Annotated in this window: 8 protein-coding genes, 3 tRNA genes and 1 pseudogene; 4 read left to right on the top strand and 8 right to left on the bottom strand. The window is 43.2% G+C overall.

Features of this window, described 5'->3' with window-relative positions:
* Positions 1–9: 9 nt before the first annotated feature.
* Positions 10–555, top strand: coding sequence for a hypothetical protein (locus tag GWK77_02700; protein QHU93069.1), 546 nt, complete (start codon positions 10–12; stop codon positions 553–555).
* On the opposite strand, the gene GWK77_02695 is transcribed toward GWK77_02700, so the two are convergent.
* On the bottom strand, positions 552–2141 hold the full coding sequence (locus tag GWK77_02695; GenBank protein QHU93068.1) for an alpha-amylase: 1590 nt from the start codon (positions 2139–2141) through the stop codon (positions 552–554). The two genes, GWK77_02700 and GWK77_02695, sit on opposite strands and share 4 nt — an antisense overlap.
* A gap of 104 nt (positions 2142–2245) precedes the next feature.
* Here GWK77_02695 and GWK77_02690 point away from each other — a divergent pair, with 104 nt between their 5' ends.
* Positions 2246–3226, top strand: coding sequence for an alpha/beta fold hydrolase (locus tag GWK77_02690; GenBank protein QHU93067.1), 981 nt, complete (start codon positions 2246–2248; stop codon positions 3224–3226).
* A 335-nt stretch (positions 3227–3561) separates the two neighbouring features.
* On the opposite strand, the gene GWK77_02685 is transcribed toward GWK77_02690, so the two are convergent.
* Complete coding sequence (locus GWK77_02685; protein ID QHU93066.1) at positions 3562–7800, bottom strand: hypothetical protein; 4239 nt, start codon at positions 7798–7800, stop codon at positions 3562–3564.
* A 301-nt stretch (positions 7801–8101) separates the two neighbouring features.
* Between GWK77_02685 and GWK77_02680 the strand changes: the two genes are divergently transcribed.
* The gene (locus GWK77_02680; GenBank protein ID QHU93065.1) at positions 8102–8587 is read left to right on the top strand and encodes a hypothetical protein; all 486 of its coding nucleotides are present in this window, start codon (positions 8102–8104) and stop codon (positions 8585–8587) included.
* A 331-nt stretch (positions 8588–8918) separates the two neighbouring features.
* On the opposite strand, the gene GWK77_02675 is transcribed toward GWK77_02680, so the two are convergent.
* The 3 genes from GWK77_02675 to GWK77_02665 all read right to left on the bottom strand — a co-directional run bounded on the left by GWK77_02675 (position 8919) and on the right by GWK77_02665 (position 10056).
* Positions 8919–8994 (bottom strand) — tRNA-Gly (locus GWK77_02675).
* 49 nt (positions 8995–9043) lie between these two features.
* Positions 9044–9119, bottom strand: a tRNA-Phe gene (locus GWK77_02670).
* A gap of 49 nt (positions 9120–9168) precedes the next feature.
* Complete coding sequence (locus tag GWK77_02665; GenBank protein QHU93419.1) at positions 9169–10056, bottom strand: family 16 glycosylhydrolase; 888 nt, start codon at positions 10054–10056, stop codon at positions 9169–9171.
* 398 nt (positions 10057–10454) lie between these two features.
* Here GWK77_02665 and GWK77_02660 point away from each other — a divergent pair.
* Positions 10455–10529 (top strand) — tRNA-Gly (locus GWK77_02660).
* A gap of 213 nt (positions 10530–10742) precedes the next feature.
* On the opposite strand, the pseudogene GWK77_02655 reads toward GWK77_02660, so the two are convergent.
* The 3 genes and pseudogenes from GWK77_02655 to GWK77_02645 all read right to left on the bottom strand — a co-directional run bounded on the left by GWK77_02655 (position 10743) and on the right by GWK77_02645 (position 12105).
* A pseudogene (locus GWK77_02655) lies at positions 10743–10973 on the bottom strand (NUDIX domain-containing protein).
* 366 nt (positions 10974–11339) lie between these two features.
* Positions 11340–11900, bottom strand: a complete 561-nt coding sequence (locus GWK77_02650; protein QHU93064.1) for a hypothetical protein — start codon at positions 11898–11900, stop codon at positions 11340–11342.
* A gap of 25 nt (positions 11901–11925) precedes the next feature.
* Positions 11926–12105 (bottom strand): DUF4342 domain-containing protein, encoded by a 180-nt coding sequence (locus GWK77_02645; GenBank protein ID QHU93063.1) that lies wholly within the window; start codon positions 12103–12105, stop codon positions 11926–11928.
* Positions 12106–12115 lie beyond the last annotated feature (10 nt).

Genomic DNA, 12115 nt, shown 5'->3' with positions numbered 1-12115 from the left:
GAGGCGAGTATGAAAGAGCAATTTGACAGTGAAGCGCCACTACGGCCACTCCCGTACGGTCTATTAAAACGAATGGCGGACGTAGCGATATCGCCACTGCGGCTACTAGCGGCTGGAGGGTGTGCGTATGATATTAATCATTCCAGCCCATGGTCATGTCACGAAGTCGACCCGGATGCTGTTGATCCGAAGAAAGTACTTATCATGCCAGGAGTCAAAGGCCAAAAACCAGTCGATAAACGGACGCCACGATTTCAGATGCCAGTTGCTGGCGGCTGGAATGAATATGGGGTGCTGGAGTCTGAGTTTGAGGGTGGTGGTGATAAGCTTGATAAGTTGCTATTCTATATCGGCTGGGTGTCGGTAGCCGGTAAGGCTGAGTTAAATGATCGGCCAATTGAGGGGGCGGTACGAGTGCTGCGTGGTCCTGATCCAACCGCGTTCTTTGCGGTCAATGGCTTGGGTCAGCAGTTGAGATTGAAGTGTATCGGTGCAGGGCGGCTCGGCCCAAATGGACTTAATAGATATGTTGCGTCGTGGGCGCAGCTGTATTAGCGTGATATTGGTTTCATGAGTAGGCCGCCGTAGCGCGCGATGACGATGGTTTGGCTGTCGGTGTGTGCGATATATTGACTTAACGTAGTGGCTTGTATCATCATTGGCTCAGGTAGGTGAATCGTCTGGTCTTGGTCAGCGAAATTAATGTAAATATAAGCCCGCTCGCTGCCCAGCTCTCGTTTGATACCGAGGACAAATCCATTACCGGTGTTAATCACTTCAAGCGTACCGCGCTGCAAAACTGGCATACTCCGCCGCAGGCGAAGCAGCCGTCGGTGTAGATGTAGGAGTGAGTCAGGGTGTATGGCCTGTGTCAGGACGTTGGTTCTTGTCGCGTTGGCGTGAACGGGCAGCCACGGCTGTATACTTGAGAATCCAGCAAACCGCGTGTCATCCCATTGCATCGGCGTACGCTCCAGGTCGCGGCTGTCGATGGTAGAATGAGCGGGGCTAAAATTATCCTGAATATCCTCGGCAGTCAGCTCGCCGTTGGTCATGCCAATCTCATCGCCATAGTAAACTACGCTAACACCCGGCGTGAGTAGATTGAGGAAATGTAAGGCCCGTGCTCGCTCCGCCCCGAGCCGCGAGGCAATGCGCGGCTGATCGTGATTACCAACGCAGAAAAACGGCCTGGCTGAACCTGCCGCCCGCAGATAATTCTCAATCTTCTGTCCAACATGCTCCGCGTGCCACTCGTCCTGGCGATATTCCATAAAGAATGCCGACGCCTTCGGGTGGGCGGTCAGCACTTGGCGGTACTGCTGGTAAATATCACCCAACTTTTCATCCGGATAAAATTCAAACACCATCTGTCGGTCGTCATATTCATCGCAAACTGACGCCAGCTCACGCAAATATTCTTGAAAATGCGGCCCCATTTTACAGTGGTCGTGGATGAACGCACCGTAAGCTTCAGGATCGCCGTGAAAATCAGGATTTGGCGAATCATTGCCGAACTCTGAATCTTTAGAAATACCCCAAATCGCGTCAACCCGCATGCCGTCCACGCCCATATCAAACCAAAATCGCACCACGTTTTTTATCTCATCGCGAACCGCAGGATTATCCCAATTCAAATCCGGCTGCGTTTTCAGGAACGAATGGAGATAATACTGACCGGTCTGCTCGTCAAACTCCCATGAACTGCCGCCCGATAAACTTCGCCAATTGTTCGGCTCATTGCCGTCCCGTCCGTCATGCCAGACGTAATAATCACGCCTAGGGTTGTCACGCGATGACCGCGCTTCCTGAAACCACGGATGCTGGTCAGACGTGTGGCAGGGAACGAGGTCGATCATGACTTTAATGTCTAGGGTGTGGGCTTTTTCTAATAGCGCCCGAAAATCATTCAGCCCGCCGAATGTCGGATCGATGGCTCGGTAGTCAGCGATATCATAGCCAAAATCAGTCAGCGGCGAGAGGAAAAACGGCGAAATCCAAATCGCGTCAACCCCCAGCCACGCCAAATAATCCAGCTTTTCGGTAATGCCATTCAAATCGCCAATCCCATCGCCGTTAGTATCTCGAAAACTGCGTGGATAAATTTGATACAGAGAAGCGACATCTTGCCAAGTTTTCATGACTTAAGTATAAGCGAGATGAGGGATTTGGGCAAATGAGTGATGGGTATGGTGTTATTATACAATCTATTCACATAGCCTAGTTGAAATGCTATAATTACCCCGTGAAGTATAAAACTAAGATAATTAAAGTTCTCCTATGGATATTCGGCGGTTTAGCTACTATCTTGCTAATCCTCGCTTTGATAAACATTGTTTTGAGTGGAGTTGAATACAATGGAATCAAAGACTCGTACGGTCAATATGTGCAGATTGATGGCGGGAGAGTGCACGTTGACATTCAGGGTAATGCTAAAAAAGTTGTCGTGCTGCTACCTGGTCTTGGCGTCCCCGCCCCAGCACTTGAATTTAAGCAACTTGTCGATAATCTCAAAAAAGATTTTACTGTAATCGTGTATGAGGGATTTGGCTATGGACTAAGTGACGATACGACAAAACCTCGCTCCACCGATAATATCGTATCCGAGATCCATCAGACTATCTCGAAGTTGGGGTATAAGAAATATTCTATAATAGCCCACTCAGTCTCTGGTTTATACGCATTGAAGTATTCCTTGACGTATACTAATGAAGTTGAAGCGGTTGTCGGTATAGATACTTCGGTGCCTGAGCAGCTGAGGTCTATGCCATCAGATTTACAGAAACAACAGGCAGCTTCGTCAATAACGACTGGCTTGTTGCGGTTTGCTGGCGGAGCGGGTTTAATTCGCACCTATCTGGCCATAAACCCGAATGCTATTTCCGAGATGACGGGACGAACTTATACTGACGAGGAGCGATTATTAGCTAACAAACTTATGAACCGCAACTTTACGAGTAGCGCGGTACTTGATGAGACAGTGCGGTCTGATAGCGATAGTGGTGGCTTAAGTGCAACCTCCAAATTCCCCTCTGATATACCCGTTAGATTTTACTTGTCGAACCAGTCACAAGAGCTGTTTCCCAAATGGAAAGAAATACATATCGCACAATTACCACGCCCCAACGAATCGTTCGTTACGGTTTTAGGTGGCAGCCACTTCCTTTATAATACGCATGCCAATACGATAGCCGATGGATTTCGTTCGCTATTGAATGAGCGTTAAGTATATTTCTCCACTAGAGACTTCTAGTTTGCCAGACTGAAAAGAATATCCTCTGGGTATAAATATATAATTAGAAGATATAAATAAGCAAGACAAGGCTCGATTTATGGAGTTTGCCCTGGAGAGGGCCGCAGCGTACTTTACAGATTGACTATAAACAAAAAAGACCTTTCAGAGCTTGAAAAGTCTTTCATGGTGCGGGTCGTGGGTAAATGTTTACACGAAATCGAAGCTGAAATCAGTAGATGGAGGGATATTCTAGCAGTTGAGTATGCTCAATTCTTGAGGGGAGAATTAATACTGCATCCAATAGTAGACTTACACTAGACACTGACTTATTCGGTCAACAACTTACACAGGGCTATATACCTATTAAATAGATTGATTGTCATCTCTCGGTCGTTTAAATAAGCGTAGGTTTTAATAAGATTACCAAAACCGCCATGTCCTCCATTAAGGTATAGATAATCTAAAGTCTCTTGCTTATAATTAGGGTTTTCAAGTGTGTACGCAAGACCCAGATGAGCATATTTTCCATTTGAAGAATAATAATCCGAATGAGGATAGCTAATGCTCTCCAGGTACTTTATAAATAAGTTAATATTTCCAAACAACTCGTATGTCTTATCGATAAGTACTTCCCATGACTTAGCATCCTTGAGAGATATTTCATTCTTGTAGTTTCTGAGCCTCTTGTATGCACCTCGTATTTTCTGTTTAGTCTTTGCGTCTTTTAGCTCATCCCGAAATCTCTGTTCATTACTAGAGGAGTATTTCCTTGTGGGTATTGAGTCACGTTTTTGCTCTAGCTTAATATTAGGTTTGATATTGGACTTTTTACACAGTTCTAAAAAATCTTGTACTTCTTCTTCATAATAAGTGTCAGAGAGGTAATATGTCAGCCCCTGGTCCTGCATAGATGCAATCTGCGCATTGGCTTTATTGAGTACCTCGACTTTCTCTTCGTCAGAGTATAGCTCCGATTTAGAGATTTCGAGATATACAACAAATTTTTGCTCGTAATATTCAGCGTAGGGCTTTCCCTCATAATCGTAATCCATTTGGAATTCATCAAAACCCTCCTCGACAGACTCAACAGACAAACCCGCACGCACCCTAGATAGTAGAATTGGGGTATATAAAGAATTCGAGACACTGTACCTGCCTTCCTTCTTTACATACTTGTCCTTATATCGAATTGCTATGTCTCTATCAAATTTTGCTACGGTCTCAATAAAGCGGTATGGGCCGCGAGAGGTTCCACTCCCATCTGATATTTCATACGCCCTAAGTACAAGATTCCATACTTCATCGAGAGCAGAGTTCAACTCACCATCCCTCAGCCACTGCTTCTCAAGTAGTACTCCCAAAGCACTGACAAGGTCATAGTGAACAATTGGGTCTTTTCTCCAGCCATGCCGCAGAGTGCCGTCTACGATGGCCTTAATGAATAGTTCGGATGCTCTTTGTGGGTTGACTCCCTTATACATCCGACTAAGGTCTAGGTATCGGTCTACCTTGGATTGAAAATCGTCTGTCCAAGTATCTAGGTCGGTCTCGAACGATGCGATTTCAGATTCGCTTACAATGCTGCTAAATAAGGACGGAAAATATGTATTAAGATTGAGGTAAAAACTGTATTTATTTATATGTAGCTCTTCAACAAGTCTTTTTGTAAGTAGTTTCTTTGCTGAATTATCTACGGTGCTGTGACCATAAATATAAGCCCAAAGCACAGTAATTGGAAATAGCAGAGCTTTGGAGTTGTAGCGAGTATCGTCTTTCAACTCACAATATTTTGCATATTGACGATATATGTACTCAAAACTAGCGTCACCCTTAATCATAGAAATATATGCCACATAGAGAGTTGCATATACTACACGTTCACTGTATAGGTCGAGTCCATGTATGCTTTTTGCCTGTGCAATCTCTTGCTCTAGAGAATAGTCGCCAATAACGTATGCGATTAACGCAAATTCGGTTTCATAACCATATGTTCGCCAGTCAATATCTCGCTGATTTACTATTTTCTCTTTTCTTTTGTCCAGGTATTCATATTCATCTTTGGTAATATTTAGTGAAAAGTATTTCTTGAAAAACAGAATATGATAGCTATTTTCGTTTAGCTCGAAGTCATAAGTATCGACAAATCTTCTCACACTTTCGTGAATTTCTGTGTATTCAATAAATAGCTTTAGGTTTGGTACTCTTGTTAATATTTTAAGAAGCTCCAAAAGCACTGGCTGTGGTAACTTATCAATAACGCTAACCAGTTGAGATGGTTGACTATCAACAAGAACAGATAGATAGGATTTTATAGCCTCGGCAACTCCACGCTTTGACTCAAAGTCGTCCTCGTTATCGTTCATCATAGGTAAGATTTTTTCATTGAGTATCTTTTCGGCACTATCTCCAAGGATGTTCATGAGGTAAAAAATCCAAGATTTATATGTATCGTGAGACGAGCCAACAATATGCCGTCGTTGTTGCTTGTCTAGCAACTTAAAAAATTTATTCTTTTTATAGAGTGTTTGAATTTCTCGTATATTGTTTATGATTTCATTTGCAATATCTTTTCGACCAGCTTGCCAGAAGTCCACAACAAGATTCATTAAACGTGAACGCCCCTCCTGCCATCCGTCAATCAACACTTGCTCGGCTCGATAATGAGCCAGGTTATCTGTATCTTGCTTCCACTCCTGGAATTTATCTTTTAGTAATTTGGTATCGACAAAAACTTTACTTCTAATGTCCAGATTGTCATCTTCAAATAGTGCATTAAAGACGGCGTCCTGCTGGTCTACGAGAGTCTTTATAAAGTCAGATGAATTGAGATAGTAAGGGCTATCTACACCCCAGCCAGAATGGTTCCCTAGATAAACGTCTAGAAGGCTCAAGTCAAGACAACCAATCAGATTATTCTCTTCGATATACTTCTTGCGTAAGCCCTTTATGAAGAATGTCTGGAATAGCTCAAGATTAGATAAAATCGATAGTTTCCTTAGAATACTCGGATTTGCCGTATATTGTTTTTGGAGCAAGGTAATAAAGAAGTACTCCTGGTAGCGTCGATGCTTATAGACATAGTATGCTTCTTGAGGATTTGTAGAGGAGGTGTCAAAAAATAGACTGGCTATATAGTTAATAATAGAATTGATTGCATTGTAATCAATCTTTGGGTAAGCCGTACCGACCACTTCCTGTAAATCGCGTATCGGAAGTAAAAATTGAAACTTTTCGTGAAACTTATAGGATATAGCTTCGTTTAATAGAAGAATGGCCTCGTCTTTCGGATTTGGCAGATTTAACCCTGGCAGGTCCTTGTAGTGATTCGGGTCATGCAAAACACGTTTCACCTTTAACTCATATAAGTCCAGTACCGTACTATCGCTATTAAGCTGCTCAATTGAATCCCAAAGTAGCAGTAATCCTAGTACGTCAGTTATAGAGGATACTAGCTTTGGATTTGATAATTTTAGTGAGTCATAGGCCAATTGTTTATCGGCGTTACCTTTCGCCTTAAAATAGCTATCAACATCCTTTATATCTAATTGTCCGACTTTGAATTCAACGCAATTCTTGAAATAGTTTTTGAGCTGAATTTTATTAAAATTTCCGCTTCTACAAGTTACGATAATTTTATGAGTGTTTTTCTTTTTTGACAATTCGAGCATCTGAAGCAATATAAGGTCAGCCCTGTCTTCGCTAATCTCATCCAATCCATCAAGCAAATAGATAATTTTTAGTTCGGCACCTTGGATAGTGTAAGCACTTTGTCGAGTCCGTATTATATTTTCCAGACTGTCTGTTGCACAAAGTTTAAGATTTATAACTTGAGGCACTGCACCAGTTGAGATTATCTTATGTACCATTTTCGTATGACTCGCTTCGCCCATTCCCGAATACGAAGAGAAGAGCCGATGAACTAAGGTACTTTTACCAGAAGCTGGGTCTCCTGATATGAGTACTAGTTTTTCCGAAAGTTTTAAAATGGTCTCTTCCAGATTCTGAACACGCTTATTTTTCGAGTCCAAAAAATGCAACTTTAAAAATTGTTTTGATTTCACCAGTGTTAGTTTAGTATGGTCTGCACTATCTTCTATAAACTTAAACTCAGAGCCGTATCCAAAGTAGAAAAATGATAAATCTAGATTCTGAGGCTTTGTTAAGGCTACTTCAAAATTACTGCGAGTATACCATTGTATTTTGACGCCATATTTTGCAGCTTCCTTGGCAATTTCCTTGCCGCTCTCTGACCTGTTTGGTTGAGCGTTAAGATTAATGAATATACATATCTCATCAAGCAAGCTTCCGTATTTTTGCAAAGCCGTAATGACAGATTTCTTTATTTGCGAGTAGCCAACGCTATCATCAAAATACTTTGACTGAAATCCATACGTCTTTTTGCCAACTTTGACAGGTTCTGTTTCAAGGCCAGCTTGGTTGAAATCACCTGACACACCTTCTGATAATTTGTGCTTACGGCAGAATAAATGTAAGCAAAGCTCTTCAAAAGAGTCTTGTTTGCTTGCTCCAGTTACTCCAAATTTATTCCAGTCAATCGCAGGCATAGTCCTAGTATACCACCCTTTAAGCTAGATATTTGACAGCTATCTAGATTGAGTTCTGAATAATGTTTCGAGAGATACCAAAAGTTTCTTAGGTGTGACTAAATGCGGCATAATCATAATTGTTCTAGGTTTTACCACATTTAAGCAATGCGATTTTTTCGCACGATAGAGTTCTGAAAAGGACATCGTGTGAAACATTTTGAGCTTTATCGCTTGAATGTGTATAAAAGGCCGTGCAAAATACAAAATGGACAAGTTTAGGGCTATCTGCACGCATTCTTTCTGTGCAGGCGTCGTGGAGATGAATAAGCAAGTAAAGTATCGTAATGAGAATGGCTTACATAAGCCCCTTATAACGATGGAGCAGCACTTGAAGCTCGTGGAGATATTTGCAGAAAAGAAGAAGACGCAAAGTGGTCCGCGAAAAAACGGTAATCCAGAGTACCCTCTGCCTAATATCGTGCATTGTCAAAAGTGCGAACAAGAGAAGTACGGACGGTATGTGGGATTTCCAGTAAACAATGGCAAAAATAAGGAGTGTATTTATCATAAATATCGTTGCAGGAGTTGTGGCGAATATTTTACTCGTAACGATTTACGTCGGAATATAAGTGGCTATATTGGTGAGTACCAAATAACAGAATACGGACGCACTAAGCTCCTAAAAGCACTAAATGCAGTATGGAAAGCACGCAGGAAAACGGCCGAAGTAGAAAAGCTGCGTATTGCTCGTGATATGGCCTCATTACGACAGTTAATAGATAATCGAGTAGATGCAGCCATATAGCCCGAAAATCAATCTATCAAAAGCGATATTATGCGAAAGATTGAAGACGATAAGCTAAGACTCAAGTAACTAGAGCATCGGTACGAAAATTACGATAAAGACGACCTTGCGGAGAAAGAGCGTTTTATTGCGTTTGCACTAGAGCATGCCGAAAATATGGAGCAACACTTTATCAAACTACCAAAGCCTCGTCTCTTGCAGTGTAAACAAATGCTATTTCCTGCTGGATTTTGGGTAAACGTTGATAGAAAAGTTTACACCCCAGAATTAAGCATTCTCACCAGATTAACGAGCAACAAAAAAGACCTTCCAGAAACCGAAAAGTCTTTCATGGTGCGGGTAAGGAGACTCTAACTCCTGGCCTCTTCCATGGCAAGGAAGCGCTCTAACAACTGAGCTATACCCGCATGTGGTTCACGGTTTATTGTAACAAAGCCGCGAATAAAATGCAATGTTTGGTGGCTCCTCCCAGACTCGAACTGGGGACACAAGGCTCTTCAGGCCTCTGCTCTACCAACTGAGCTAAAGAGCCACAAACTTGCTATCTTATTGTACTAAAGTTACCGTTATCTGGCAAGCCGCTATTTCCGCACGTAATGCGCTACATAGTCAATTTCGATATCAGATACAGCTGGCGTGAGTGGATTAGGTACGCCGCCGTCAACGGTCTCGGTATGTTTATTAATGCCGTTCGGGTTCATCGCTCCAGCCTGCACGCCGAGGAACATCTGCTTGTCAGTCACGTTCGGATGCTTGATGCGACCCCATTCTTTACCATCCAGCGTAAAGATTATATGATCTTTCTCGACGATAACGCCGTACGTGTGCCAGCCGCTCATATCGTGATTATCGAGGGATGCTTGCTTTTGCTTGTTGTCCGGATCCCAGTGGTACGTTGCCTCAACACGAGGACCATTGACGCGCCCCTCGGCGAAATCAATCTCTGGCGGCCAGCCTTCGTCCTTTGGCCAGAGAAGGAATGCGTAGCCAACGCCTTTGGCTTTCGGGAACTTGGCGCGAACTTCCCAGCGGCCGCGTGAGGCGGTGAATACATCACCTGAACCGGCGCCACCAGTGCTCCACTGGCCGTTCTCGTACTGAGTGCGAATTACCAGTTTGCCGTCTCGAGTGAACGAATTACGCTGCGACATCACGCCCATACAGCCGTGGCCAACCGCTGGATCGCCCCAACCGTATTGCACCCATTTAGTTTGCTTGATCGATGAGTCAAAGCCTTCAAAATAATCCATCTGCCAGCCATCAATTGCCGCCTGGTTTCGGTCGTGGTTCGCCGGGCCGCTGGGCTTTGATGGCTGAGGCTGGCTTGGAACGCTACGCTTGCGCCTCTTATTGCTAGGGTGATTGTTTGATGAGTTGTTGTGTGGCAGTTGATTAGTCTGCTCAGTTGAGCCATGAGGGTCGCGACGTTCGGACTGTTGATTTGTGGTCTGGGCTTGGTTGTGGCGCATCGTCTGCGTTACCCAATTGTGCTCAGCTGGCGTCGGCTTATTGTCAGTGTTTTGGTTAGGCTTGCTTGATTGCTGATTGTCGTTCGTGGAGTTGGTATCAGAGCGAGAGCGATTATCGGTACTCAATGAGCCAGATGAGCCAGTCGGCGACGTAGTTCGGTCAGCGTATTTTGTCGCTTGGGGCGGGGCGTTATTTACCTGCGACAAGAAGTGCAGTGCGCCAAGCGACAAGCCGCCGATGACGATTATAGTTGCTATGCTAGTTGTAACCAGTTTTCGCTTCGTCATATGTCTATTGTAGCGCACTAAAATTATATGTCAAACTTTTAGCGTAAGCGTCAAGAAAATGCTACAATACTCTAGTAGTTTGGCGGAGAATCAGGTATAATATTCTCGTCGCGGGTGTCGTATAACGGCTATTATGTGACCTTCCCAAGGTTGAGACGGGAGTTCGACTCTCCCCATCCGCACCAATTCAGAACTAAAATGGCAACGGCCGATACCCGTCCCTCGGGTAAAGGAAGTTTAAAATACCGAGCGTCAACAATATCTTCGTAGTTTCCGTCCATTATAGGATTGCCTTTGTATGAAACTTCATAGAAATGACGCGTTGACTCCCATCCTTGCCCGGAATCGATATCGTAGAAGTACTCGGTGAATTTGCATATTTTTGTGGGTCTACCTATGACATCCAATCCTGTCTCTTCTTTTATCTCACGCTTTAAGCCATCGAGTAATCGTTCTTTGGGCTCAATGCCTCCACCCGGCAGATCCCATTTCTTATCGGAGGAGGTTCTGTCTCTGACGAGCAGGATTCCTTTTTTACTCCTTATGACTCCATAGGCGGATGTTCTCTTGATTAAGCTTGTCTTGGCGACGACATGGGCTTTACCATTAATATCTCGACATAGTATCATATTCATATGGTTATTATAAACTAATTTTATTCAGCTAATCATGTATACTTAGAGAAAATCCACGATACTATTTGATTGGTTGGGACATAAACATTCTAGAAAGCAGCTTAGTAAGGGGTGCGGACTTATGAAACCAATCAAGCAGGATACGCGCTTTAATTTCTTTATAAACTCAGAAATTATTAGCGGGGGAAATTTCAAAAAGATAATTCAAAGGGTTCTTGGTGGGGTGAGCGGGCGTGGGCGCCCGCAGGCGTTGGAGCTGAACCTGCGCGACTCAGCATTTACGCTCGAAATAGGTTCGAGTTTCAGAGTAAATTGCCACCAAGTGGACTTAACGAGTACAAGTAGTCATGCAATCATTCTTCAATCCATTGTTGATAGCCTACCACTTTGTATAAGTTCTTCTGTAAATTGTTTAAAGGTGTTTTGCGACCTTTTCAAAAAATCTTCAATCTGTGAAAATGTCAATTCCGTATCTCCTGTCTTTATAGCATCAACATCAAATCCTACATGAACGAGGAGTCTATCACCAATACCAAGTTCTTTGGCGCGCTTTTCTCGGCGTTTTTTGTTGTTCTCTGAATTATCGTCAAATATATTATCGCATATGTCATGGCGTATGTGATTTCTCATATTTAGAATAGTTTGGCTCAGTTCGTCTTTTTTATTTTCAATTTTATTCTTATATTTATTTATGGCGTTAAGATGTTCTAGTATATTGGATGCTTCGTAAAGACATGAACAACAATATCTCATTTCACGAGTCTCTTCTAGACTACTATAGGCTGATTTATATCTGTTAAGTGTATGGTATACGTCACTTATCTCTAAGCTAGCGATAAAGACAAGCATCTCGTTATTGACACTGTTATTGTGATTGTCTAGCTTGTATATTTTAATGCCAGCGTGCATTCCTCTAGCCATATTTTTATATAAACTAGACCGTTGTTTAATCCCGCCGCTCTACCGCGATTGTGCACTGCGCCATCAACGCCACCGCCGCGCCGAGTGCTGCAAGTGTCGGTAGTAATAATCGGCGGACGTTGCCTTCTTTGATAAGCTGCTTGACCTTCTCGACAACTTGATCGCCGTTAACGCTAAATTCTTCGGTATAGTTTTGTTTACTCATAATTGCTCTC

This window comes from Candidatus Saccharibacteria bacterium oral taxon 488 (genome assembly GCA_010202645.1).
Classification (GTDB): Bacteria; Patescibacteriota; Saccharimonadia; order Saccharimonadales; family Saccharimonadaceae; genus Nanosynbacter.
The sequence above is the reverse complement of the archived record's forward strand: the minus strand, read 5'-3'. Positions and strand labels throughout refer to the sequence as shown.

Excerpts from the sequence above, each read along its gene's own strand:
- GWK77_02700 (QHU93069.1), top strand. The coding sequence starts at position 10 with ATGAAAGAGCAATTTGACAGTGAAGCGCCACTACGGCCACTCCCGTAC.
- GWK77_02680 (QHU93065.1), top strand. The coding sequence starts at position 8,102 with ATGAATAAGCAAGTAAAGTATCGTAATGAGAATGGCTTACATAAGCCC.
- GWK77_02650 (QHU93064.1), bottom strand. The coding sequence starts at position 11,900 with ATGGCTAGAGGAATGCACGCTGGCATTAAAATATACAAGCTAGACAAT.
- GWK77_02695 (QHU93068.1), bottom strand. The coding sequence starts at position 2,141 with ATGAAAACTTGGCAAGATGTCGCTTCTCTGTATCAAATTTATCCACGC.
- GWK77_02685 (QHU93066.1), bottom strand. The coding sequence starts at position 7,800 with ATGCCTGCGATTGACTGGAATAAATTTGGAGTAACTGGAGCAAGCAAA.
- GWK77_02665 (QHU93419.1), bottom strand. The coding sequence starts at position 10,056 with ATGCGCCACAACCAAGCCCAGACCACAAATCAACAGTCCGAACGTCGC.
- GWK77_02645 (QHU93063.1), bottom strand. The coding sequence starts at position 12,105 with ATGAGTAAACAAAACTATACCGAAGAATTTAGCGTTAACGGCGATCAA.